The 21,523-nt window shown below is 63.1% G+C and carries 28 protein-coding genes; 19 read left to right on the forward strand and 9 right to left on the reverse strand.

Annotated features, from left to right (window positions below; all coding sequences use genetic code 11):
- Nucleotides 1–98 precede the first annotated feature (98 nt).
- Nucleotides 99–902: a class I mannose-6-phosphate isomerase gene (locus tag LH19_RS11230; protein WP_145923395.1), complete on the reverse strand. Its 804-nt coding sequence runs from the start codon at nucleotides 900–902 to the stop codon at nucleotides 99–101.
- A 419-nt stretch (nucleotides 903–1,321) separates the two neighbouring features.
- On the opposite strand from LH19_RS11230, the gene LH19_RS11235 reads away from it, so the two are divergent.
- A complete protein-coding gene (locus LH19_RS11235; RefSeq protein ID WP_054733396.1) occupies nucleotides 1,322–1,507 on the forward strand; it encodes a YdcH family protein in 186 nt (61 codons plus the stop codon).
- A gap of 227 nt (nucleotides 1,508–1,734) precedes the next feature.
- Complete coding sequence (locus tag LH19_RS11240) at nucleotides 1,735–2,214, forward strand: Hsp20 family protein (protein ID WP_054727952.1); 480 nt, start codon at nucleotides 1,735–1,737, stop codon at nucleotides 2,212–2,214.
- Nucleotides 2,215–2,309: 95 nt separating this feature from the next.
- Here the strand turns inward: LH19_RS11240 and LH19_RS11245 are convergent, their stop codons facing one another.
- Both LH19_RS11245 and LH19_RS11250 read right to left on the reverse strand, forming a co-directional pair.
- The gene (locus tag LH19_RS11245; protein WP_054727953.1) at nucleotides 2,310–2,579 is read right to left on the reverse strand and encodes an usg protein; all 270 of its coding nucleotides are present in this window, start codon (nucleotides 2,577–2,579) and stop codon (nucleotides 2,310–2,312) included.
- On the reverse strand, nucleotides 2,576–2,803 hold the full coding sequence (locus LH19_RS11250; protein ID WP_054727955.1) for a hypothetical protein: 228 nt from the start codon (nucleotides 2,801–2,803) through the stop codon (nucleotides 2,576–2,578). The genes LH19_RS11245 and LH19_RS11250 overlap by 4 nt, the downstream gene beginning before the upstream one ends.
- Nucleotides 2,804–3,061: 258 nt before the next feature.
- Between LH19_RS11250 and groES the strand changes: the two genes are divergently transcribed.
- A complete protein-coding gene (gene groES / locus LH19_RS11255) occupies nucleotides 3,062–3,376 on the forward strand; it encodes a co-chaperone GroES (RefSeq protein WP_054727958.1) in 315 nt (104 codons plus the stop codon).
- A gap of 49 nt (nucleotides 3,377–3,425) precedes the next feature.
- Nucleotides 3,426–5,045 (forward strand): chaperonin GroEL, encoded by a 1,620-nt coding sequence (groL, locus tag LH19_RS11260; RefSeq protein ID WP_054727960.1) that lies wholly within the window; start codon nucleotides 3,426–3,428, stop codon nucleotides 5,043–5,045.
- A gap of 133 nt (nucleotides 5,046–5,178) precedes the next feature.
- On the opposite strand, the gene LH19_RS11265 is transcribed toward groL, so the two are convergent.
- The 4 genes from LH19_RS11265 to LH19_RS11275 all read right to left on the reverse strand — a co-directional run bounded on the left by LH19_RS11265 (nucleotide 5,179) and on the right by LH19_RS11275 (nucleotide 8,056).
- On the reverse strand, nucleotides 5,179–6,393 hold the full coding sequence (locus tag LH19_RS11265; RefSeq protein WP_006954973.1) for an IS256-like element ISSpma2 family transposase: 1,215 nt from the start codon (nucleotides 6,391–6,393) through the stop codon (nucleotides 5,179–5,181).
- Nucleotides 6,394–6,796: 403 nt separating this feature from the next.
- Nucleotides 6,797–7,000 carry a hypothetical protein gene (locus LH19_RS11270; RefSeq protein ID WP_054727962.1) on the reverse strand — a complete coding sequence of 68 codons (204 nt, stop codon included), beginning with the start codon at nucleotides 6,998–7,000 and terminating at the stop codon, nucleotides 6,797–6,799.
- Between the two features lie 168 nt (nucleotides 7,001–7,168).
- Nucleotides 7,169–7,333, reverse strand: a complete 165-nt coding sequence (locus LH19_RS28620; protein WP_156344028.1) for a hypothetical protein — start codon at nucleotides 7,331–7,333, stop codon at nucleotides 7,169–7,171.
- 162 nt (nucleotides 7,334–7,495) lie between these two features.
- Nucleotides 7,496–8,056 (reverse strand): type 1 glutamine amidotransferase domain-containing protein, encoded by a 561-nt coding sequence (locus LH19_RS11275; protein WP_054727964.1) that lies wholly within the window; start codon nucleotides 8,054–8,056, stop codon nucleotides 7,496–7,498.
- Between the two features lie 838 nt (nucleotides 8,057–8,894).
- Between LH19_RS11275 and LH19_RS11280 the strand changes: the two genes are divergently transcribed.
- The 7 genes from LH19_RS11280 to LH19_RS11305 all read left to right on the forward strand — a co-directional run bounded on the left by LH19_RS11280 (nucleotide 8,895) and on the right by LH19_RS11305 (nucleotide 14,185).
- Nucleotides 8,895–9,818: an ATP-grasp fold amidoligase family protein gene (locus tag LH19_RS11280; protein ID WP_082395591.1), complete on the forward strand. Its 924-nt coding sequence runs from the start codon at nucleotides 8,895–8,897 to the stop codon at nucleotides 9,816–9,818.
- 206 nt (nucleotides 9,819–10,024) lie between these two features.
- The gene (locus LH19_RS29860) at nucleotides 10,025–10,816 is read left to right on the forward strand and encodes a BON domain-containing protein (protein ID WP_082395593.1); all 792 of its coding nucleotides are present in this window, start codon (nucleotides 10,025–10,027) and stop codon (nucleotides 10,814–10,816) included.
- A 214-nt stretch (nucleotides 10,817–11,030) separates the two neighbouring features.
- Nucleotides 11,031–11,639, forward strand: coding sequence for a flavodoxin family protein (locus LH19_RS11290; protein WP_054727966.1), 609 nt, complete (start codon nucleotides 11,031–11,033; stop codon nucleotides 11,637–11,639).
- A gap of 338 nt (nucleotides 11,640–11,977) precedes the next feature.
- Nucleotides 11,978–12,457, forward strand: coding sequence for an Hsp20 family protein (locus LH19_RS11295; protein WP_054727968.1), 480 nt, complete (start codon nucleotides 11,978–11,980; stop codon nucleotides 12,455–12,457).
- Nucleotides 12,458–12,531: 74 nt separating this feature from the next.
- The gene (locus LH19_RS11300) at nucleotides 12,532–13,047 is read left to right on the forward strand and encodes an Hsp20/alpha crystallin family protein (RefSeq protein ID WP_054727970.1); all 516 of its coding nucleotides are present in this window, start codon (nucleotides 12,532–12,534) and stop codon (nucleotides 13,045–13,047) included.
- A complete protein-coding gene (locus LH19_RS29865) occupies nucleotides 13,031–13,582 on the forward strand; it encodes an NADH dehydrogenase ubiquinone Fe-S protein 4 (protein ID WP_082395595.1) in 552 nt (183 codons plus the stop codon). The genes LH19_RS11300 and LH19_RS29865 overlap by 17 nt, the downstream gene beginning before the upstream one ends.
- A gap of 33 nt (nucleotides 13,583–13,615) precedes the next feature.
- Nucleotides 13,616–14,185: a hypothetical protein gene (locus LH19_RS11305; protein ID WP_156344029.1), complete on the forward strand. Its 570-nt coding sequence runs from the start codon at nucleotides 13,616–13,618 to the stop codon at nucleotides 14,183–14,185.
- 62 nt (nucleotides 14,186–14,247) lie between these two features.
- On the opposite strand, the gene LH19_RS11310 is transcribed toward LH19_RS11305, so the two are convergent.
- Both LH19_RS11310 and LH19_RS11315 read right to left on the reverse strand, forming a co-directional pair.
- Entirely contained in the window at nucleotides 14,248–14,538 is a 291-nt protein-coding gene (locus LH19_RS11310; protein WP_062912890.1) for a hypothetical protein, read from the reverse strand.
- 76 nt (nucleotides 14,539–14,614) lie between these two features.
- The gene (locus tag LH19_RS11315) at nucleotides 14,615–15,154 is read right to left on the reverse strand and encodes a hypothetical protein (RefSeq protein WP_054727976.1); all 540 of its coding nucleotides are present in this window, start codon (nucleotides 15,152–15,154) and stop codon (nucleotides 14,615–14,617) included.
- Between the two features lie 445 nt (nucleotides 15,155–15,599).
- On the opposite strand from LH19_RS11315, the gene LH19_RS11320 reads away from it, so the two are divergent.
- The 8 genes from LH19_RS11320 (at nucleotide 15,600) to LH19_RS11350 (ending at nucleotide 21,238) form a co-directional block, all read left to right on the forward strand.
- On the forward strand, nucleotides 15,600–16,046 hold the full coding sequence (locus tag LH19_RS11320; protein ID WP_054727978.1) for a carboxymuconolactone decarboxylase family protein: 447 nt from the start codon (nucleotides 15,600–15,602) through the stop codon (nucleotides 16,044–16,046).
- 355 nt (nucleotides 16,047–16,401) lie between these two features.
- Entirely contained in the window at nucleotides 16,402–16,686 is a 285-nt protein-coding gene (locus tag LH19_RS11325) for an antitoxin Xre/MbcA/ParS toxin-binding domain-containing protein (RefSeq protein WP_054727980.1), read from the forward strand.
- Nucleotides 16,683–16,910 (forward strand): hypothetical protein, encoded by a 228-nt coding sequence (locus LH19_RS11330; protein ID WP_054727981.1) that lies wholly within the window; start codon nucleotides 16,683–16,685, stop codon nucleotides 16,908–16,910. Before LH19_RS11325 ends, LH19_RS11330 begins: the two co-directional genes overlap by 4 nt.
- A gap of 103 nt (nucleotides 16,911–17,013) precedes the next feature.
- Nucleotides 17,014–17,289 carry a hypothetical protein gene (locus LH19_RS11335; RefSeq protein ID WP_158514409.1) on the forward strand — a complete coding sequence of 92 codons (276 nt, stop codon included), beginning with the start codon at nucleotides 17,014–17,016 and terminating at the stop codon, nucleotides 17,287–17,289.
- Between the two features lies 1 nt (nucleotide 17,290).
- The gene (locus LH19_RS29620) at nucleotides 17,291–17,425 is read left to right on the forward strand and encodes a hypothetical protein (protein ID WP_257720450.1); all 135 of its coding nucleotides are present in this window, start codon (nucleotides 17,291–17,293) and stop codon (nucleotides 17,423–17,425) included.
- A 141-nt stretch (nucleotides 17,426–17,566) separates the two neighbouring features.
- Entirely contained in the window at nucleotides 17,567–19,750 is a 2,184-nt protein-coding gene (locus LH19_RS11340) for a glycosyltransferase family 4 protein (RefSeq protein WP_234716150.1), read from the forward strand.
- Nucleotides 19,743–21,044 (forward strand): glycoside hydrolase family 130 protein, encoded by a 1,302-nt coding sequence (locus LH19_RS11345; protein ID WP_054727985.1) that lies wholly within the window; start codon nucleotides 19,743–19,745, stop codon nucleotides 21,042–21,044. Before LH19_RS11340 ends, LH19_RS11345 begins: the two co-directional genes overlap by 8 nt.
- A gap of 11 nt (nucleotides 21,045–21,055) precedes the next feature.
- Nucleotides 21,056–21,238, forward strand: coding sequence for a hypothetical protein (locus LH19_RS11350; protein WP_145923394.1), 183 nt, complete (start codon nucleotides 21,056–21,058; stop codon nucleotides 21,236–21,238).
- The last annotated feature ends 285 nt before the right edge of the window (nucleotides 21,239–21,523 follow it).

The following is a 21,523-nucleotide window of genomic DNA, read 5'->3' on the forward strand; positions in this document are numbered from 1 at the left end:
CGCGCCTCGCTAGGCGTCTCGGGCGGCAGGACGGTGCCAGGCCAGTTGGCGCAGGCGGATCGCCCTCCATCGGAGACGCGCCAAGGTCGCGCAGGGCGTCAAGGCTTGTGCCAACCCGCCAGAAAACGCGCGCCGGCTCCGGCCTCGATGGTAGCGACGTCCTCGGCCCACAGGCACTCGCCCGCCTGCGCGGTCACGCCGTCAGCCTTGACCGTGCCGCTGAGCGGGACGATCATCGCCCCATCCCTCACATCGGCAAGCGGCGAAAGGTCGTTGGCGTTCAGGTGCGCGACCACGAGATGGCGGCTGTCGAGCAACAACGCGCTCTCTGCGATATCGACTTGGCGGCAGAGATCGCGTGACATTGGCGCGGCCATCGCGACCGCCGTCCCATCGGCGAGGTGCAGCTCGCGCGGGCGGCCGTAATCGTAGAGACGATAGGTAACATCCACATTCTGCTGAATTTCGACGAGTGTGACCCCGGCACCGATCGCATGGACGGTTCCGGGCGGAATATGAATGAACATGTTCGCGCGCACCGGATGCCACTCCATGAGCGCCTCGATAGCACCCGAGCGGGCGGTATCGGCGAGTTCGCGCTCGCCGAGCGCGCGAAGCGTGCCAATTCCGAGCACCGCGTCCGGCTCAGCGTCGAGAATGTACCAGCATTCCTCCTTGCCTGCGGAAAGTCCGCGCGCCTGCGCCTGCCGGTCGTCGGGATGGACCTGGATCGACAAGCGCTCGCTCGTGAAGATATATTTCACGAGCAGCGGATTGGATTGGGGCGGACGAAACCAGATTTCGCCGACGCGGCCACCAGTCCGTGCATCGAAGGGCGGAGGAAGCCGATCGACGCCCCAGGGTTTCTCGACCCTGATCGTATCAAGCTTCTGTGCTTTCATGGTCACATCCATCACTCCCATTCTGAAGCATATGCCCGTTGGCTCCGGCGCAGCGCCTAGTCCCAGGCGCGGCCAGGAAGGCGGACAGCGCAAATGGCGTCGGCGACGCGCCGGAAGAGCGGGTAAACCTGTTCCTCGCGAGTCGGCATGCTACCGAAACAATGGTCGCCGGGCCGGGTTGCAGCGACTAACCCATGTTGTGACGATTTAGCTGTAGCGCGCCGACCGCCTCTACATCTTTGCTTCCCAATGCCGGCTGTCGTGCCTTCCCTGCGGGGCGCCGCGCGATGCTCTTCACAGCTTCCGACAGTCTCCCACAGGCGGACACTTCAACCCCTTGAAATCCTGACCATAGCTTTCCTACATCCACGCCGCAGCCGCTCGGGCTGCAACATCCTCAACTTGGCATGGAGAAGAAGATGTCCAGCAAACATATCGATTATCTGCGGCGCGAGCATGCCCGCCTCGACGCCGAAATCGATCGGGAGGCGCAGCGCCGCCAGCCCGACGAAGTCCTGATTGCGCGGCTCAAGAAGCTGAAGCTGGCGATCAAGGACCAGATCGCGGCATGGAGCCGCGATACCGGCGACAGTCGCGTCGCCTGACCCGATCGCGGAGCCGCGCGCGTTGCGGCTCCGCGCTTTGGCGCTGCGGATTTTCGGAACATGGCGCATCCAGAATCTTCGCGCGCGCGACCTCTTGAAACCGGAAAAATGGCTTCCTAATTTCCTTCCAGATGCCGGATTGACCGGGTCTGCAGGACATGGAGAGCGCCGGCTCTGTGTACCGGCGCATCTCATGCCCGAATTGCTTCAATCAGGAGGATTTGGAAATGAGAACCGACTTTGACTTTACCCCCTACCGCCGCTCGACGGTGGGCTTCGATCATCTCTTCGACCTGCTCGAGAAGGGGCAGCGCAGCGAGACGTCCGACGGCTATCCGGCCTTCGACATCGTGCGCGAGGCCGACGACCGCTTCCGCATCACGCTCGCGGTCCCGGGCTTCAAGCCCGACGAGATCGAGATCGTGGCGCAGCAGAACCAGCTGGCCGTTACGGGCAAACCCGCGGAAGAAGATGCGAAGAGCACCTATCTTCATCGCGGCATCGCGCGCCGGGCGTTCGAACGGCGCTTCCAGCTCGCCGACTATATCGAGGTCGGTAGCGCGAGCTTTACCGACGGCCTGCTCACGATCGAGCTCAACCGGGTCATTCCCGAGGCGATGAAGCCGCGCAAGATCGAGATCGGCAGCGGCGATGCCGAACCGCGCCGGATCGGATCGTCGAAAGAAAAGGCGCTCGAGAGCGCCTGATATCTTGCGGGGCCGCTGTACAGCAGCGGCCCCGCTTTCCTGAAGAATAGCAGTGGAAATACAGCTAACCAGCCGGAGACGCTCAGGTCGCTCCGTCAATCAATCGCGCGAATGATGTCCGCCACGCGCCACTCGGCGGGCCCGACCAGCGCATCATGCGCGATCCGCACCGAGTGGAGCGCGGCTTCGATCTGGCGCCGCCACAGGCTCAGAAAATCGAACAGCACCGGAAAATCCGGCGGCAGGTCATAATCCTGCCAGACAAAGAGCTGGAGCAATGAGGGATGGTCGGGCCGGTAATAATGGATCTCGGCGGTCGTCAGCCCATAACCGTCCAGCTGGGCGATCAGCGCCCGATCGGTCATGGCGCGCGCGCCTCACCGCCGTCGAGCGACCTAAGCGCCGCGAGCACGTCGTCGACCGGCACAGCGCGGCGCGCGCCGGGCGGCTTGCGTAGCGCGGGCTTGTTTCGAACCGCCGAGCGATCCGATGCCCAGGATGCCAGGAGGGCGCGCTTGACCTCGGGCTCGAGGCTCGGGTGACGCGCCACGTCGAAGGGGTGAAGAAAACGGGAAAATGGCTCGGACATGATCGTGCCTCCTTCCTTGTAGCCTTTCCTTTCTCATCGTGCGGCAGGGTGCCGTAGCCACAAATTTTGGGAACGAAGCGAGTCGAGTCAAGAGGTGTCAGCCCCTTGATAAGGGGCATTTGTTTCTCGCGAGAACGAGCCGAAAAAAATTCGCCGGACCTCTTGAAGCGAAAAAATCCGCTTCCTAGCTCTTCGGCGCCGCGCGTCCCGGACAGGCGCGCCGGCTTATCATATCGTTATGCAACATGGAGGTTATGCATGCATTTCCGACCCTTGCACGACCGTGTGGTCGTCCGCCGCATCGAAGCCGAGGAGAAAACCTCGGGCGGCATCATCATCCCCGACACTGCCAAGGAAAAGCCGCAGGAAGGCGAAGTCGTCGCCGTCGGTCCCGGCGTCCGCGCCGAGGACGGCACGGTCACCGCGCTCGACGTCAAGGCCGGCGACCGGATCCTGTTCGGCAAATGGTCGGGCACCGAGGTTCGCATCGACGGCGAGGAGCTGCTCATCATGAAAGAGAGCGACATCCTCGGGGTGATCGAGCAGGCCGAGGCGCTCAAGCAGGCGGCTTGATCGGCCGCCATTTCTGAATTCAGCCAGTGACAGGAAAGGAGTTGCACCAATGGCTGCCAAGGAAGTGAAGTTTTCGTCGGACGCGCGTGATCGCATGCTGCGCGGCGTCGATACGCTTGCGAATGCGGTGAAGGTGACGCTGGGTCCGAAGGGCCGCAACGTCGTGATCGAGAAAAGCTTCGGCGCACCGCGCATCACCAAGGACGGCGTCACCGTCGCCAAGGAAATCGAGCTTGCCGACAAGTTCGAGAATATGGGCGCGCAGATGCTGCGCGAGGTCGCCTCGAAGCAGAACGACAAGGCCGGCGACGGCACGACCACCGCGACCGTACTCGCGCAGGCGATCGTTCGCGAAGGCTCGAAGGCGGTCGCCGCGGGCATGAACCCGATGGACGTCAAGCGCGGCATCGATCTTGCCGTGAGCACCGTCGTCGAAGACCTGAAGGCCCATGCGAAGTCGGTCGAGGCGAACAGCGAAATCGCGCAGGTCGCGACGATCTCGGCGAATGGCGACGAAGAGGTCGGCAAGATCCTCGCCGAGGCCATGGAGAAGGTCGGCAATGAGGGCGTGATCACCGTCGAGGAAGCGAAGAGCCTCGCGACCGAACTCGAGACGGTCGAGGGCATGCAGTTCGACCGCGGCTACCTCAGCCCTTATTTCATTACCAATGCCGAGAAGCTGAAGGTCGAACTCGACGACCCCTATATCCTCATCCACGAGAAGAAGCTCTCGAACCTGCAGGCGATGCTGCCGCTCCTCGAGAGCGTCGTCCAGTCGGGCCGGCCACTGCTCATCATCGCCGAGGATGTCGAGGGCGACGCGCTCGCAACGCTCGTCGTCAATCGCCTGCGCGGCGGGCTCAAGGTCGCCGCCGTCAAGGCGCCGGGCTTTGGCGACCGCCGCAAGGCGATGCTCGAGGATATAGCGGTGCTCACCGGCGGCAATGTCGTCAGCGAGGAACTCGGCATCAAGCTCGAGAGCGTCACGATCAACATGCTCGGGCGCGCGAAGAAGGTGGTCATCGACAAGGATAATACGACGATCGTCGACGGCGTCGGCGCGAAGTCGGATATCGACGGCCGGGTCACGCAGATCCGCCAGCAGATCGAGACGACCACCAGCGACTATGACCGCGAGAAGCTGCAGGAGCGGCTTGCCAAGCTCGCGGGCGGCGTCGCGGTGATCCGTGTCGGCGGCGCGACCGAGGTCGAGGTCAAGGAGAAGAAGGACCGTGTCGACGACGCGCTCCATGCGACGCGCGCGGCCGTGGAAGAAGGCATTCTTCCGGGCGGCGGCATCGCGCTGCTCCGGTCGCTGAAAGCGCTCGAAGGCCTGAAAGCCGCGAACGACGACCAGCAGTCAGGCATCGACATCGTCCGCCGCGCGCTCCGCGCCCCGGCGCGTCAGATCGCCGACAATGCCGGCGAGGACGGCGCGTGGATCGTTGGCAAGCTCCTCGAAAGCGAGGAGTATAGCTGGGGCTTCAACGCTGCCACCGGCGAATATCAGGACCTCGTCAAGGCAGGCGTGATCGACCCCGCCAAGGTCGTACGCACCGCGCTGCAGGACGCGGCCTCGGTCGCCTCGCTCCTGATCACCACCGAAGCGCTCGTCGCAGAGTTGCCGAAAGAGGAGAAGGCCGCGCCGATGCCGGCGATGGACTTCTGACATATCGAGGGCGGCGGGAAACCGCCGCCCTCACCTGCCCTGTTTCTATGCGGAGCATCAAGGAGATCGGCAATGCCGTTCGGGGTCGCGTCCGTCAAGGTGGTGTAATTTCGGCTGTGGCCGTGGGCCATCGTCAGGCGGCTTTGGCGGTGATGTGTAGGGGCTGATTTTCCTCCTCGATCATGGGTTGGTTGAGTTCGGCCATGCCTTCGATCTGCATGTATCGGTGCTGGAGCTGCCACTCGTCGTTCTGCTCCATCAGCACAGCCCCGACGAGGCGGATGATGCTGTCTTCGTTCGGGAAGATTCCGACGACGTCGGCGCGGCGCTTGACCTCCTTGTTGAGCCGCTCGAGCGGATTGGTTGAGTGTAACTTCGTGCGGTGCTGGGTGGGAAAGCCGGTGTAGGCGAGCACGTCGGTTTCGGCCTCGTCCATGCAGGCGCCGAGCTTGGGCCAACGGGTGCGCAACTGGTCGGCGACCTGTCGCCAGACCTGCGTTGCGCTTTTCTGATCGGGCTGCAGGAAGACCTGGCGGATCGCGGCGGCGACGACAGTGTTCTGGCCCTTGGGCACATAGGACAGGGCATTGCGCATGAAGTGCACCCGGCAGCGCTGCCAGGTGGCGCCCATGACGCGGGTGATCGCGCCCTTGAGGCCCTCGTGAGCATCGGAGATGACCAGCTTCACGCCGGTAAGACCGCGCCGAACAAGGTCCTTCAGGAAGTCGGACCAGAAGACCTCCGCTTCCGAGGGGCCGATATGCAGGCCGACGATCTCGCGCCGGCCCTCGGTGTTGACGGCCATGGCGATTATTGCGGCAACGCTGATGATCCGCCCGCCTTCGCGTACCTTGAGATAGGTGGCATCGAGCCAGAGATACGGCCATTCGCCGGTGAGCGGGCGTTTCAGAAAGGCATGGACGCGCTCGTCAATGTCCTTGCAAAGCTTGGAGACGGTGGACTTGGAGATGCCGGTCATGCCCATGGCCTGGACGAGTTCATCGACCCGCCGGGTGCTGACCCCGCCGATCCACGCTTCCTGGATCACCGCAACCAGCGCTTTCTCGACCATCTTGCGGGGCTCAAGGAAGCCCGGAAAGTAGGACCCAGCACGCAGCTTGGGGATTTTCAGGTTCAGCGTGCCTACCCGGGTATCCAGCGAACGGTCGCGATAGCCGTTGCGCCAGGTCGCGCGCTCGCTGCTGCGTTCGTGGCGACCCGCGCCGATCAGGCCATCAACGTCGGCCTCCATGATCAGCTGCAGCACGTTCTCGGCGATGGTGCGCAAAAAATCCGGTTGGCCGCCCTTCGCAGCAAGCTCTTCGATCAGTAATCTGTCCTCGGTCATCGGGAACTCCTCTTCGTCACGGTTGAAGTGTGCAAACTCCACCATAACGATGAACCCGGTGGCCACCAGCGACGCCGCATTCCGGGGTGGGGCATGCCCCACCCCGGAATACACCATCGCCTACACCGGAAATTACACCACGAGCGCGGACGCTAACGCCGTTCGGAGGTCATAACATTCGAAATTGTGTGTCGGAGATCAAGCTGCGGCATGGCAAACAGGCCGACTTCATCGTCTCCAGGCAGGTGCAATGGTCGCGCGACCGGGGCAATGACGAAGAGATCGCATTCTGGAACGCCGTGCTGACTGACTTGCATCGAACGACTTCTCCGCATTGAAAAGGTGGCCGCCAAGGGGCGCTCCGATCCAGGCGGGCGACCGCTTGCCAACCCATGCTTCCAATTCAGTTCGTTCGACCGGTCATGCCGCGGCTTTGCGCCCAGCCGTAAAGATCGGCGATCATGCCTCGCTCGATCTCGGGTTGCAGATAGATCACGACGGCTGTTTCAGCTTCCCTGTCGATGAAGCGCATAGTCGCGTAGAAGACACCCTCGCGCTCGGTGTCGCCGCCCTCGATTTCGTCGGGCCATATCTCAATCGTTCGCACGGGCCTCTCCTTCCCATTCCGCTGTCCGCGATCGATGAAGAGAGAATGCCAAAGTGCTAGGAAGGTTGCACCTGGAATGGGCGCAGCCGGGGAATAGAAAAGGCCGGGCCGCATCGAAGTGCGGCCCTGCCCCGAGAGGACGCCTCGGCGTCACTCTTCTTTCCGACGTCAGCGGTTCTGACGATTCTCGTCGTCGCGGCCGGCCTGGTTGCCCTGGTCCTGGTCATTGTCCTGACCGGGGCTGGCGACGCTGCAGATCCTGCTGTTCCTGCTGGCCGGGGTCTCGTTCGGATTGCGATCGGCTTGGCCGCCCTGCTGTTTGTTCTGTCCCATGTGGGTCATCCCCTTTCCAAACTGCCTGGGCGGCAGGCTTGGAAACGACGCGCCATAAAGCAGCGAGTTCCCGCCGCTTTCAACAGCTTACCGCAAGAATCGCTGTGCCCGCACGCGATCGCCTTTTCACAACTCAACAGTCCCGTATTGAGCTCGGCACAGCTACGCCCGCGCCCTGCGGTCGGCCACCGCTGCGACGATCGCATCGCAAAAGTCGGGCAGGTCGTCGGGACAGCGACCGGTGATGATATTGCCGTCGACCACGACGCTCTCATCGACCACCTGCGCGCCGGCATTGGCAACATCGGTGCGGATCGACTTGTAGCTCGTCATCCGCTTGCCGGATGCGAGCCCGGCTTCGACGAGAAGCCACGGCGCATGGCAAATCGCGGCAACCGGCTTGCCAGCACCTGCGAAGGCCCGAATGATCGAGATCGCCTTGTCCTCGACCCGCAGCAAGTCGGGATTGATCTGGCCGCCCGGCAGGACGAGCGCGTCATAACGGTCGGTGTCGACGTCGGCGATCTTGAGATCGACTTCGACCTCGTCGCCCCAATCGTCTTCGTCCCAGCCGGTAATATCATCATCGTCGATCGATGCGATTTCGACCTCCGCGCCGGCGTCCTCCAGACGCTGAAGTGGCACTTCAAGCTCGGATTGTTCGAAGCCATCTGTCGCCATGATCAGGATCCTGCAGCCGGCGAGTATATTGTCCTTGGTCATCGGAAAGCTCCATTGCTGTCTTATGACCAATGCGCCGCGGCTATCGTCGTTCCCGCCCGTGCCCGCGCGCGCGGCTCTCCGTCCTCGTCTATCGGTAATGGCCGCACCGAGGCCTGAGGCCGCGATTGCGTCGAGGGCAGCCTCGACAATTTTCCAGAATGGCGGCGACCGTGCGTCCCATCTTTGCAACCTTTCTTCGCCAACTGCATTTCAACCGCGCACGGGCTTCGACGGTGATCGGTCGGTCTGCCGCCGCCATGTGCATCGCTTCGCGTATCGCCGCGGCTGTTCGATCCCACGTCTCAGTCGAATTGCCGTCGGCGTACGCATCCAATCGTCGTCCGGGCCGCTCCCCTACGTTGTCCGAATATCGGCGCGCATATCCGGCTCAACGACATATCGCTCAGTTTGGCCGTCGGAGTGTGTTACGCGCCTAATGTTTGAGGCAAGCGGATGCTGCAATCGAATCATCGGATACACGGTCAGCATTTTTTCTGTTTCGGCATAGTCACGCCGGGGTCTTTCCCTCCCCCCTTCGCTCGAATAGGCTGACCGGTAGCAATCTTCCTTTGCCCTTTCATGAAGATCCGAGGTTGAGACGTGCGATGCTGCACGCGATCCGCAGCGGTGCGCGCGATGACGCGTTCCTCACCGGTTGGTCGCACCCGAGCGCCTGAGCGCTGCCTGGATGATCGGAGGTCGGTCGATGATATAGCCGGGAGCGTTTTCTGCGCCGGGTCGTTCGTATCCGCATGCAGCTTTGCCGCGAAATAAACCTGGATCGGCCGAGCTTCCGCGATAGCGGCCACACGTCGTTCAGCCGTGAGACCGACATGGCATGAAACTCTCGCGCGCCTCGGAAGACCCGGCGAAAGTGGACAATGTCGGCTCCTCGATAGCCGCGCACCGGATTGCCCTTCTCTACGCCTTGCGTCATCGACGCCTGCCCGACTTGCTCAATCCGACGCGCTTCACCGAGCTCGTCCAGCTCCGCAAATTGAATGATCGGTCACCGTTGCAAACGACGCTGCTGGATAAGCTTGAGGCAAAATGCTTGGCCTCGAAGCAACTCGGCGCAAACTGGATCATACCGACGCTCTGGCAGGGCCAGATGCTGCCGCGCTTCATTCCGTTCGCCCTCCCATCTATCGTCAAAGCGCGTCATGGGTGTAACCAGTATCAAATCCTGGAGACGTTTCCGGATTGCGAACGCTGGAAGCAGGTCCAGCGAGCCGCGCGCCGGTGGCAGCGCCGGGAGTACGGCCGCTGGCTCGACGAATGGGCTTATCGCAATGTGCCGCGTGGCGTTTTCGCCGAGCCGTTGCTCGGCGGCGCACGTCCTCTCCCCATCGACTACAAGATCTACGTCTTCGGCGGTGCCGCGACGCACGTCCAGGTACATTTGGGGCGCGGTGTCCGTCACCGCTGGATATTGCATGACCGCAACTGGCGGCAGCTCGTGCCTGCCGCCGATCGACCTTCCAGACCGTCCTCCCTCGGGGCGATGCTGCAAGCTGCAGAGACGCTTGCCGGGAACCTAGCCTTCGTTCGGGTCGATTTTTACGAAATCGACTGCCAACCGCTTTTCGGCGAGTTTTGCCTTTATCCCGGCTCTGGCCTCGATCCTTTTGCAGCCGACTGGATCGACGTCGAGCTGGGAAGGCTTTGGAAAGATGCGTTGGAGAGATCCGGTTCCCCAGCGGCAAGTTCGACGGCCCCGGCGCACGCGCGGCCCACTGGGTATGATCCTTTCCAGATTTGATTCTCCATGAGAATTCGGCATCGCCGGCGACGCCTGCCGCCCATTGGAGAGATCGGGTCACATTCTTCGATGCGTTGACTTCGCAGCGCGACATATTGCGCCCAGATCGGGAACTTGCCCCCACTCCATGCGTCGGTTCGGCGGGACGGGGGGTTGCCTCCCTTCCCGGCAACCTGCCCGCCACCCTCAACAAATGGAGATGGATCATGGACAGGTTCGACGACCGCACCCCGCTCTGGGATTATAGCGACAACAGCAGCCCCGACACCGGCGCATCGCCGGGTCGCTACAACCGCGGCCGCGCAGAGGATGCGTCGCGCGCTTATGTGGCGATCGAGGAAGACGAGCGCGAGCAGCGCCGCCCGCGCCGCGCCTATCGCGAGCAGGAATATCGCCGCGATAATTGGGAGGATGAGCGCGCGGGCGACTATCGCCGGCCGGTCCGCCGCGCTGAGCGCTCCGATTGGCCCCGTTACGACCGCACGCCCCGCCGCGACGCCTATTACGATGCTGCCGGCGAAGCCCGAGGCGAGGATCGTTCGCGCGGCGGTAACTACTGGCCGAGCGAGTTCGGCTATCTCCCGGTCGAGGGCTATTCGCCTTACGGCCAATATCCGCGGACGCGCAGCCCCGATTATGACCCGGGCGAACGCGGCTTCCTCGACCGCGCCGGCGACGAAGTGCTTTCCTGGTTCGGCGATCGCGACGCGCGCCGTCGCCGCGAACTCGATCACCGCGGCCGCGGTCCCAAAAGCTATATCCGCTCCGACGAGCGCATCCGCGAGGACGTGAACGACCGTCTTACCGAGGATGTCTGGATCGACGCCTCCCAGATCGAGGTCAGCGTCGCAGATGGCGAAGTCACGCTCTCCGGCACGGTCGAGGATCGCCGGTCGAAGCGCCGCGCCGAAGATGTCGCCGACGACGTCACGGGCGTCAAACATGTGCAGAACAATCTGCGCTACAGCTCGGGCGTCGTCAGTCCCAAGCTCGATTGACCCGGCAAGCCGACAGGAAGGGGCCGCTTTGGCGGCCCCTTCTTACTGCCCGCGCTCGGCGGCACCGATATTTTCAACATGAATTCCCTGTCGGAACTCGCCCAAGGCGCGTCGAGAGCGGACGCTCATCGTCATTCCGGGTACGCCGCCAGTATGACATCGGAACCAACCGCGACCGGCGCGCGCTTCACCCCGGCGGGGTAAAGGAGACGATATGCCCCCGATTACCGCTACCGCGATCAATTGCTCGCTGTCGGCCCGTGGCCGCAAGAGCTCGACCGATGCCATGCTCGCGGTGCTTACCGAACATTTCGAGGCGGAAGGCGTCCGTGTCGGCAAGCCCATCCGTATCGCCGCGCACAGCATCAAATGGGGTGTCACCTCGAACGAGGGTGCTGGCGACGAATGGCCGAAAATTCGCGAGGCGATCCTCTCCTCCGATATTCTCATCTTCGGCACACCGATCTGGATGGGTCAAGCATCAAGCGTCGCCAAGCTTGTGATGGAACGAATGGATGCCTTCCTGTCGGAGACCGACGACAAGGGGCGGATGCCAAGCTTTTCGAAAGTGGCCGTTGCCGCGATCGTCGGCAACGAAGACGGCGCGCATAATGCTTCGTCGCAAATCTTTCAGGCGCTGAACGATGTGGGATGGACGATTCCCGCCGTGGCCGCCTGCTACTGGGTCGGTGAGGCGATGGGTTCAGTAGATTTCAAGGATCTTCAGCATCGCCCCAGCAAAGTAACCGAGACCGCCAAAATGGTGGCCGCTAATGCCACGCATCTTGCCCGACTATTGAGGGAATCGCCTTATCCCGGCTGAGCAGTTCGATCGCGCGAGCCGTCCGACCTCGTTATCCTGCTGCCTTGGCCCGCACATGCGACAAGACAATCAGCAAGCGCTCTTTAGCGCGTTGCCCGCTTGTGGCCGACTGCCGTCAGGCAGCTTTTTGGTACCAATCGCATATAGCGGCCATTCGTCGCTCGCGCGTCAATCCGTCTGAGCGGAGTCCGATCGCAAAAAATCTCTTGAAAGCGATTTTCCGCTTCCTAACTTTTTATCGCCGGGTGCCGAAGCCGGGCCCGGTGGGTCAAATGAGAGCGCCGGCTCTCTCCGGCGTTTCTCACGCCCAAATTGCTCAATTTTGGAGGATTTGGAAAATGAGAAGCAGTTTTGATTTTGCGCCCTATCGGCGCTCCACGGTTGGCTTTGATCGCTTGTTCGATCTCCTCGAGACCGATCTTCGCGGCGACGCCGGCGAAGGCTATCCGCCTTTCGATCTTTCGCGACAGGGCGAGGACAGTTACCGCATCACGCTTGCGGTGGCGGGCTTCCGTCCCGGGGATATCGAGGTGGTGGCCCAGCAGAACCAACTCATCATCAGCGGCAAGCGCGGCGAGGATAATGACGAGGGGCAGTATCTGCACCGCGGCATTGCGGCCCGCGCCTTCGAACGGCGCTTCCAGCTTGCCGACTATGTCGAAGTCGCCTCCGCCGACTTCGATAATGGTTTGCTGAAAATCGATCTGCGGCGCGTCGTCCCCGAGGCAATGAAGCCGCGCAAGATCGAGATCGGCGGCAGTTCCCCTGCCAATGATCGCCTGGAAGCGCCGAAGAAGAAAGACCTCGAAGCGGCCTGATCGGGGCACCGGCTCGCCGCCCGCAGCGGCGGCGAGCCACGCTGAAACTCTCTAGCCAGAAAGGAGATGCTATCATGGCACTTCGTGATCTGATCCCCTGGAGCCGGCAGGAGAACCGGCTCCCTGTTCCGGTGAGCGCCGAACGTGAACGGGGCGATCATCCGCTTGTGTCGCTTCACCGCGACGTCAATCGCCTGTTCGACGATGTCTTCCGCGGGTTCGGTATGCCGACGTTCGGTGGCTTCAGCCGCGAGCCGTCGTGGCCGAACCTCGAGTTCGGCGAGACCGACACCGAAGTTCGGGTGATTGCCGAGCTTCCCGGTCTTGATGAGAAGGATGTCGAGATCACCGTCGAGGAAGGCGTTCTGACGCTCCGCGGCGAGAAGAAGTCCGAGGTCGAGGACAAGGACCGCGGCTACACCGAACGCAGCTACGGCCGCTTCGAACGGCGGATCGGCCTGCCGCGCGGTGTCGAACGCGACAAGGCGAGCGCGACGTTCCAGAATGGCGTGCTCACCATCACCCTGCCCAAGTCGGAGGCGGTGAACGAGAACGTCCGCCGCATTCCGGTCAATGCGCGGGCGGCTTGACGGGCAGGCCCGGGACTTCGGTCCCGGGCCGAGCCTGCCGGGCGCCACAGTACAAGTCGTGCCGGCGGTGGCAGCCAACGATAATCAATGGCCAGCCGAACATCGCATTTGCGCGCTGCCGCCCGACGCCCGGGCGATTATCGAGCCTCTGCCCATCGGCACCAACCGTGCGGGCCGCGCGCAGGCGAGCCGGTGGCGATTGCGTTTTGCTCCGCGCTGGCGTCCCAGAGCGGATCCTCTCACCGGCTGGGCCGGGGGTGGCGATCCGCTAGCGCAAGTGCAGCTTCGGTTTGCGACCCCCGGTGCCGCCGAGCGCTATTGCCGGAGCGAAGGCATCCCGTTCGAGATCCGGGACCCCGCCGGGAAACGCAGGTCAGATTTGCCCTGCCTGATCGGCGAAGCCCCGCCCCGGCTTTGCTGCTCGCCAACCGGTCCGCACGCGCTCTGCTGCGGCAATTATCCGATCGGCGCGCAGGGTAAGGAGCGACTCAACTCGGACCCGCCGAGTCATTCTGCGTTCAGTTTCGCCGGATAGATTTCCGTTTCCACCATCAACACAGGAGGACGATTGATGCGTAAAATCCGTACGGCCGTCTTCGCCAGCATCGCGGCGTTGGCAGCCGCAGGCACGGCGGTAGCGGCAACCGCAGATACCCGGGTGATGAAAGTCGGCCTGCCCGACGGTTCGGTCGCCCGGATCGAATATCAAGGCGAAGTCGCACCGAAGGTGATCGTGGCACCGGCGGTGAGGCTCATTCCGGTCCAGTGGACCGATCCTTTCGAAGCCGCCCCCTTCGCCATGTTCGACCGGATCGTAGCGACAATGCACCGTCAAACCGAGATGATGATGCAGCAGATGCAGCAGGTGCATACGCTGCAGCGCGAACCGAACGCGCTTGGCATGATGAACCTTGCCGGCTTCGGCTCGCTACCCGCGGGGACGGTGAGTTATCGCTTCTCTTCCACCAGCATCGGCAATGGAACATGCAGCCGCAGCGTTCAGGTCACCTCCCTCGGGGCGGGGCAGCAGCCCAAGGTCATGTCCAAGAGTTCGGGCGACTGCGGCCACGCGGCCAAGGCGCCGGGCGGCGAAGCGAGTGCGGCCGAGAATGTCGGCAAACCCCTGCAAACGACATGACCGTCGGGGAGCGGCGCCTGCGCGCCGCTCCCTTTCAGTCGTCGTTTAGCGCACGAAAGCGTTCAGCGACTGATGCTGCGACACAGGTCGTAGAGCTTTCGCACCTTGGGATGGTTCACGCCATATTCGCTGCGGAACCGCGCTTTATTTGAACAAGCGGCAACCTGTTGCGGTGTCGCGCGGCGTGCGCGATCATTCCGGTGCGCCGGGCCGTTCCCCATTGTCGATTTCAGGAGCATGTCCTGGCGCACCACATCGGCGTGCCGCTCCAGCTGATCGGTGGGGAGATCCTGAGCGGCGACGGGCGCCGTGAAGATCAGTGCGGCGAGGACCGCCCATCGCTTGGTAGTCACACCTATCCCTGCATCCATGCAACATATAGCCCGAGAGGTGCGGTGAGTAATCGCCACGCCTTCCAGTGGTGCGATCTCAGCGCCGAACCGTTGGCGCGGGCGGTGCGCCGACGGGCAACGGCGCCGCCGGCTGGCGGCGCTGGCGTGCAAGTATGTCCTGCCGCTGCGCCTCGCTCATCACGCGCCCCGCGATAAAAAAGCGCTTTGGCGTGCGACAGGGCTCTGGCACCGATTCGGTGACATTGCTCAGAGGCCCTGCCCTATAGCCGCCGCTCAGCGCGATTTCGTCGCCGACATGGACGGCATTCCCCGTCGTGCTGTCTGTGATGCGGGTACGACCGTCGGGCGTCCTCTCGATGCCGGTATCGTGGTGCCAGACGATGATCGGGCCTTCGTCGCTGTCGCCCCGTAGGCATCCGTGAGGATCGTGGTGCAGCCGCCCCATGAAAAGCGCCTGCATCGTCATTTCGGTGCGTATGGTCTGCCGGATCAGCACGGGTAGCGGCGCCGCACCGCTCGCCTGCGCGCTGACCGGAGAGACACGCGCTGTCGATGCACAGGCCGGCAAGCCCAGAATCGCCAGGACCAGAACCGCGTGATGCGAACAGATTTTCATGAAATCCTCCTTTGCCCGGCTCCCCGGCAGGCCAGCGCCTCGCATTGGCATCGCGCAGATTGTCAGAGCCTGAACGCCGGGGATAACAAGATTGCGAAGGACGCGTTCACCGGCTTCGCCGGTTGCATGTGAGAACGACTTAGCGGTACCAGCAAAAGCTCCAAAGATCGCGTAGTCGCAACTTGGCCGATTGGGGCCAGGCGGCTTTCAACTCTGATTCCAGATAAGCGACATTCTGTAGCGGTACGACAATGCCTTGGCCCCTCGTTTCTTAGCGCGGCCTGATCGGTACACTGCGCTAGATCAATCTCGGACCTTTCTTCCGATCCCATTCGCCAACATCTGGTCGAACCGGCATTTTATTTGCTCGGGATGTCACAGCGGCGGGATCCCGCTCGTCAGGCATGTTGACGCCGATTTTGGCTCAGGAAGAAAGGAAGATCAGATGAATCGGTTGAATTGGTCCGAAGTCGCTCCCGCCGGAGCGAAGGCGCTGTACGGTGTGCACCATTATGTCACCAACAGCACGGCCCTCCCTGAAGAACTGGTTCATCTCGTCTTCCTCCGGGTCTCCCAGATCAACGGATGCGCTCACTGTATCGACCTGCACACCCGGGACCTTCTCAAGACCATGCCGATCGACAAGATCGCGCTGCTTCCGGTGTGGCATGAAGTCCCGCATCTGTTCCCAGACCAATATCGCGCGGCTTTGGCTTGGGCCGAGGAGGTCACGCGCGTCAGCGAGACCCATGCTTCCGACGAGGCCTATGCAGCAGCAGCTGAGGCATTCGAGCCGAAAGACCTCGTGGACCTGACGATCGCGATTGCGGCGATGAACGCCTTCAACAGGCTCGGCGCACCATTCCGTCTTCCGGTTGCGGCCAAGCCCTGAGGCGTGAGAGCTGCTCCTTTTTTGGCGTCGCGGTACAAATATCAAGTCGATCAGCGAGGCTAACCGCCCCATGCGACCCAGGAGGGCTCTTCCTTTTAGGAAACACGGCTCTTCATCTTACGCCCGTCCGATTTCGATCGGGCGGGCGTTCTTTTTAGGCAAATCGTCCCTAGTGGCCGGTAGCGATCGGTCGGCTTTCAGAGAGGGGCAGAGAAAAGCGGACACCGACCTCCGGCCACCGCTCGCCTCTTACATCTTTGACCCCGGCCCCCATATCCACGTCATCGCGGCATCGGAAATTGTAGGCCGTCGCGGCTGAGAGACATCGCGCTCCCGCTTACGAAGGAGGCGTAGTATGACTTCCGAGGTGCAGGGACAAGGCGCGATCAAGCGGCGACCTAACCGCTTCTTTCGCAGGAGCAGCACTCCGTTCGCGCGCGATGACGCGCGCAGGCAGGGCGATATCAGTCAGCTTGCCTATCTGGTGATGGGCGGCCGCGATCCTGCGGTTGCCTTTCTCAATACCGAGAATGTCGAACTCGGAGGTCGGCCGCTGGCGGTAGCAACTGCCAGTGCCGAGGGATATGAGCAGGTGGCAGCCGCCATTCGGGCGTGGGAAAGCGGTCCGTTACCAAAATGAGCCGCGCAACGAACCTGGCCTTGCCCGAAGAGGAAGTCCGCCGCCTTTGCCTCGCGCAGGGCGTCAGCATCAGCGCGATCGAGCCGCTTCAGTCGGGCGGCACCCGTCTCGTCTGTACCTCGAGCGCGGGGGCCGAGGAAATGCGGCTGCGACTTCGTGGCCATCTTATCGAGGGCGATGTCGTACGCTACCGTTTTTACCGCCCATCGGCGAACGAGAATTAATATCTCTCAATCCCGTATTCGTGCGGCGATCCTCGCAGAATGTGTTATAAGGCCACATCACCTGAATTTTGAACAAGCTCCATGTGACAGAGGGACAAATATTGTGCTCTCGCTTGATGCAGGAGCACGCACCATGTGCCTCAACCAGCTACTCGAAGACGAACAGATCGCGCTGATGCGCTATTCCGCCGCGACCAAACCCTCGGAGGTCATGCGATATCGGCGCAAGATCGAAAGCCTCGGTCAGCGCTTCAAATCCTTCCCCTACCGTCACCGTCCCTATCTTTCTCCGAATGTCCGGAGCGGAGCGATCGCTTCGGCCCGCCCGCAGCGCTCGGACGAATTCTCGTATCGGGCGATCGAACGGAAGGACGTCTGACATGGCAAAATCGCAAAAGCGCAGCAACCGCGAGATTCGCAAGCCCAAGGCGGCGAAACCGAAAGCGCTCACCACCCTCGCCGCCCACGAAGCATCCGCGGTGAAGATGACCGCCAAACCGAAAGGCAAGCACTGAGATGGCCTGCACACGCCGGCGCTGCGGATCGCGTTCGTCGGCAATGCCCTCCCGCGCCGCTGCGGTATAGCCACCTTCACGACCGATCTCGAACTCGCGGTCGGAGCGCTCGGCGAGGTTGCGGATACGGCCATTGTCGCGATGATCGAGCCGGGCGGAGACCATGAATTTCCGCCACCCGTCCGCAAGACGATCCGCCAGGATCAGGCGGCCGACTATCGCGCCGCCGCCGATTTCATCAATCGCGAGGCGTTCGATCTCGTCTGCCTCCAGCATGAGTTCGGCATCTTCGGCAGCGAGGGGGGCGCGCTGATTCTCGGCCTGGTAGCGAGGCTCGATGCGCCGCTCGTCACCACCTTGCACACGGTTCTCGATCGGCCAACCACGGCGCAGCACCGCGTCATGAAGGATATCATTACCGCATCGGCGCGCGTGGTCGTCATGGCCGACAAGGCCCGCGACATGCTGATCGATGTCTATGGCGCCGATCCGGGGAAGATTGACGTTATCGCCCACGGCATTCCCGATGTTCCGCTCGCCTCGGCGCGAGCCGCCAAGGAGCGGTTGGGGTTTACCCATCGCAAGATGATCCTGACATTCGGGCTGATGAGCCCGAACAAGGGCATCGAGACGATGATCGAGGCCATGCCCGAGATTGTCCGGCGCACGCCCGATGCTCTCTATGTGGTGATGGGCGCCACCCACCCCGCCTTGCTGGCCCGTGAGGGCGAGCGTTATCGCGACACGCTGATGGCGCGGGTACGCGAGCTTGGCCTCGATGACCATATCGCGTTCATCAACCGTTTCGTCGACCGCCCCGAACTGCTCGATCATATCGCGATGTGCGATGTCTACGCGACACCCTATCTGTCGGCGGCACAAATGACGTCGGGAACGCTCGCCTATTCGCACGGTCTGGGGCGTCCGGTCGTTTCCACGCCCTATTGGCACGCCGCCGAGTTGCTCGCCGACGGGTCGGGCGTCCTGATCCCGTTCGACAATCCGGCGGGCTTCGGCCCGGCGATTTCCGACCTGCTGGGTAACGACACCGAACGCCTGGCAATGGGCCGCAAGGCCTATGCGGCGAGCCGTCCCATGATCTGGGCCAATTCGGCGCGGCGCTATGCCGCGAGTTTTCGTAAAGCCTGCCGGGAGCGCAGGCTTGCGTCCGGCGGCCAAGCGGGGGTGCCCGAACCCGGGCCGGTCCGCCTGCGGGCGAACGTCCAAGGCGGCCTTCCACCGATGGCGCTCGACCATCTCGCCGCGATGTCCGACGACACGGGAATATTCCAGCATGCTGTTCACGCGATTGCCGACCGCAGTCACGGATATTGCATCGACGACAATGCGCGGGCGCTGCTGCTGTGCTGCGGTCTCGCCGGCGGCCCCGATGCGGCGCTGGCGCGGCGACTGTCACCCACGTTCGCGGCCTTCATCCAGCACGGATGGAATCCGGACAATCGACGCTTTCGCAATTTCATGGGCTTCGACCGGCGATGGCTCGAAGATGCGGGCTCGGAAGACAGCCACGGGCGGACGCTCTGGGCGCTGGGCGCCTATAGTGCGCGGGCCTGCTCCCTTGGCCATGCGCGCTGGGCAAAAGAGCTGTTCAGCGAGGCGCTGGGCGAGGTCGAGGCCTTCACGTCGCCGCGGCCCTGGGCGTTCACCTTGCTCGGCCTCGCATCCTATTGCGCGGTTTATGCCGAAGATTATGCCGCCGCGCGCCTGCGCGCCGAACTCGCCGGCCGCCTCGAAAGGTTGCTGGACCAACGGGAAGGTCCCGAATGGACATGGTTCGAAAATGGCCTCAGCTATGACAACGCCCGGCTGCCGCAGGCGCTGATCGTCACGGGCGCCGCAGCGCGCTCGGCGACCATGATCGAGGCAGGGCTGCGAAGTCTGCGCTGGCTGGTGACGATGCAGACGGCACCCGGAGGACATTTCCGCCCCGTCGGCTCGCATGGATTCCTGATGGCCTCGCGCAATAATCCCGAACCGTTCGACCAACAACCGCTGGAGGCTTGCGCGACGATCGCGGCCTGTATCGCGGCGAAAGGCGTCGATCCGGCCTCTTCGTGGCGTGCGGAAGCCGAGCGCGCCTTTGCATGGTTTCTTGGCGCGAACGATCTCGGCATCGGACTGGTCGACGTCGCGACCGGCAGTTGCCGCGACGGGCTCCACCCCGACCGCGCGAACGAGAACCGGGGCGCGGAATCGGTGTTGTCCTTCCTGCTCGCGCTGGCCGACATGCAGCGCCTGAGAGCGACGGGCTGGCGGGCGCCGTCACCGCCGAGCCCATCCCCACACGAAGCCATCGATGCCTGACGGAACTCCGCCATCCGCGCCCTTCTTCAACCGGCAGGCGCTTCACTTGCGGCCCGACCCGTCGCGCGTCGTCGTCCGCCCGTTCCGGCCGGCGGTCGAACCCCGAGACCTGAATCCCGTCGACAAGACCCGCGCCAATCACATCGTCGACCGCGTCCTCGCGATGACCGCGGACGAGACCGACGCGCTGCTTGCCGAAACGCTGCGCAACTTCGACGACCGGCACCGCAACCTCCCCGCAATCTTCGAACGGCGCGCCGCGGAAATGGAGGATGCGTTTGCCGCTCACGCGAGTTTCTCGCAGGCGCAGCGTCAGCTCGTCGGCGCCTATTTCCTCCACGAATACAGCTTCGAAGCGGCGGCGCTGTTCAATCCCAGCATCGTGCCGCACCCCGACCAGTCGGGAGTCGCCGCAGGATGCCGCCGCTTCATTCTCAGCCTGCGCGCCGTCGGCGAAGGCCACATCTCCTCCTTGACGTTTCGGTCGGGAATATTGGCCGCCGACGGAACCGTTACCATCGACCCGCCCGCGCGGCTCGCCGCGACGCCCGTCGTGACCGCCCGTGTCGGCGATCGTCTGGAACTCGGCTTCGATCCCGCCAGCGACATCGCCGAGCGGGTGATCTTCCCCGTCACCGAGATGCAGGCGAACGGGATCGAGGATGCCCGCTTCGTCGCCTTCCACGACGAAGGCCAAACCATCTATTATGCGACCTTCACCGCCTACAGCGGAAGCGGCATAAGGTCGGAGCTGCTCGAAACCCGGGACTTCGTGACATTCCATCTGGCACCGCTCAAGGGCGCCGCGGCGCGCAACAAGGGAATGGCGCTTTTTCCGCGAAAGATCGGCGGGCGATATGCGATGATCGCGCGCCACGACAATGAGAGCCTGCACCTCATCCTGTCGGACGACCTCCACGAATGGGGCCTCGGCGAGGTGATCGTGAAGCCCGAATATCCCTGGGAGTTCGTCCAGATCGGCAATTGCGGCTCGCCAATCGAACTCGACGAAGGCTGGCTGCTCTTCACCCATGGCGTCGGCCCCGTACGCCATTATTCGATCGGCGCGGTTCTGCTCGACAAGGACGATCCCTCGCGCGTGCTCGGGCGCTCGCGCGTACCGCTCGTCCAGCCTGCGACCGCAGAGCGCCATGGCTATGTCCCGAACGTCGTCTATTCGTGCGGCGCCATCAAGGTCGGAGAACGCATCCTGCTTCCCTATGCCATATCGGACGCCTTTTCGACCGTCGCCACGATCAGGATCACGACACTTCTCGACCAGCTCAAGGATTGAAAGGCTTCGACATGGACAAGAACCCGTCCGGCAACGACCGGCCCTGCAAATGCGGCGGTATCGACGCCGCCGAGCGTGAAACACTCGATCGATACGGTATTACCCGCGTGCCCGCCGCGACCTATCTCCTGGACGGTTATCGCTACACCAGCCTTACCGACGCGGTTGCACAGGCACGCCGTTCTCGCATGTGAAGCGAAATCGGACGCTAGCAAGCGACCGGAAATGACTTGAAACGCCGCGGGGCGCTTCCCAAAACGAAGCCCGGCCGGCGCTGGCTGCTCCGCTTGCTCGGCGTTGCTGCTTCTCCGCCCTGTTGAGGCCGCTTATCACGATCCGGTCGGTCCAAGGCACCGACGGGGTTACCAACCTGGGATGGCGGCTCACGCGATCGAGGTCAGGAAATCGGATTCTCAGGTCCGCCGCCCGCTCACCTGCCATGCCAGGTCGCCCAGCTTAACCATTTCGCAGCCGCACAC

The sequence above is a fragment of the Sphingopyxis macrogoltabida genome (assembly GCF_001314325.1).
GTDB lineage: Bacteria > Pseudomonadota > Alphaproteobacteria > Sphingomonadales > Sphingomonadaceae > Sphingopyxis > Sphingopyxis macrogoltabida.

What these genes read in the sequence shown, in the direction of transcription:
- LH19_RS11230 (WP_145923395.1), bottom strand. Translation starts at nt 902, where the DNA reads ATGAAAGCACAGAAGCTTGATACGATCAGGGTCGAGAAACCCTGGGGC.
- LH19_RS11235 (WP_054733396.1), top strand. Translation starts at nt 1,322, where the DNA reads ATGTCCAGCAAACATATCGATTATCTGCGGCGCGAGCATGCCCGCCTC.
- LH19_RS11240 (WP_054727952.1), top strand. Translation starts at nt 1,735, where the DNA reads ATGAGAACCGACTTTGACTTTACCCCCTACCGCCGCTCGACGGTGGGC.
- LH19_RS11245 (WP_054727953.1), bottom strand. Translation starts at nt 2,579, where the DNA reads ATGACCGATCGGGCGCTGATCGCCCAGCTGGACGGTTATGGGCTGACG.
- LH19_RS11250 (WP_054727955.1), bottom strand. Translation starts at nt 2,803, where the DNA reads ATGTCCGAGCCATTTTCCCGTTTTCTTCACCCCTTCGACGTGGCGCGT.
- groES (WP_054727958.1), top strand. Translation starts at nt 3,062, where the DNA reads ATGCATTTCCGACCCTTGCACGACCGTGTGGTCGTCCGCCGCATCGAA.
- groL (WP_054727960.1), top strand. Translation starts at nt 3,426, where the DNA reads ATGGCTGCCAAGGAAGTGAAGTTTTCGTCGGACGCGCGTGATCGCATG.
- LH19_RS11265 (WP_006954973.1), bottom strand. Translation starts at nt 6,393, where the DNA reads ATGACCGAGGACAGATTACTGATCGAAGAGCTTGCTGCGAAGGGCGGC.
- LH19_RS28620 (WP_156344028.1), bottom strand. Translation starts at nt 7,333, where the DNA reads ATGGGACAGAACAAACAGCAGGGCGGCCAAGCCGATCGCAATCCGAAC.
- LH19_RS11275 (WP_054727964.1), bottom strand. Translation starts at nt 8,056, where the DNA reads ATGACCAAGGACAATATACTCGCCGGCTGCAGGATCCTGATCATGGCG.
- LH19_RS11280 (WP_082395591.1), top strand. Translation starts at nt 8,895, where the DNA reads ATGAAACTCTCGCGCGCCTCGGAAGACCCGGCGAAAGTGGACAATGTC.
- LH19_RS29860 (WP_082395593.1), top strand. Translation starts at nt 10,025, where the DNA reads ATGGACAGGTTCGACGACCGCACCCCGCTCTGGGATTATAGCGACAAC.
- LH19_RS11290 (WP_054727966.1), top strand. Translation starts at nt 11,031, where the DNA reads ATGCCCCCGATTACCGCTACCGCGATCAATTGCTCGCTGTCGGCCCGT.
- LH19_RS11295 (WP_054727968.1), top strand. Translation starts at nt 11,978, where the DNA reads ATGAGAAGCAGTTTTGATTTTGCGCCCTATCGGCGCTCCACGGTTGGC.
- LH19_RS11300 (WP_054727970.1), top strand. Translation starts at nt 12,532, where the DNA reads ATGGCACTTCGTGATCTGATCCCCTGGAGCCGGCAGGAGAACCGGCTC.
- LH19_RS29865 (WP_082395595.1), top strand. Translation starts at nt 13,031, where the DNA reads ATGCGCGGGCGGCTTGACGGGCAGGCCCGGGACTTCGGTCCCGGGCCG.
- LH19_RS11315 (WP_054727976.1), bottom strand. Translation starts at nt 15,154, where the DNA reads ATGAAAATCTGTTCGCATCACGCGGTTCTGGTCCTGGCGATTCTGGGC.
- LH19_RS11320 (WP_054727978.1), top strand. Translation starts at nt 15,600, where the DNA reads ATGAATCGGTTGAATTGGTCCGAAGTCGCTCCCGCCGGAGCGAAGGCG.
- LH19_RS11325 (WP_054727980.1), top strand. Translation starts at nt 16,402, where the DNA reads ATGACTTCCGAGGTGCAGGGACAAGGCGCGATCAAGCGGCGACCTAAC.
- LH19_RS11330 (WP_054727981.1), top strand. Translation starts at nt 16,683, where the DNA reads ATGAGCCGCGCAACGAACCTGGCCTTGCCCGAAGAGGAAGTCCGCCGC.
- LH19_RS29620 (WP_257720450.1), top strand. Translation starts at nt 17,291, where the DNA reads ATGGCAAAATCGCAAAAGCGCAGCAACCGCGAGATTCGCAAGCCCAAG.
- LH19_RS11340 (WP_234716150.1), top strand. Translation starts at nt 17,567, where the DNA reads ATGATCGAGCCGGGCGGAGACCATGAATTTCCGCCACCCGTCCGCAAG.
- LH19_RS11345 (WP_054727985.1), top strand. Translation starts at nt 19,743, where the DNA reads ATGCCTGACGGAACTCCGCCATCCGCGCCCTTCTTCAACCGGCAGGCG.
- LH19_RS11350 (WP_145923394.1), top strand. Translation starts at nt 21,056, where the DNA reads ATGGACAAGAACCCGTCCGGCAACGACCGGCCCTGCAAATGCGGCGGT.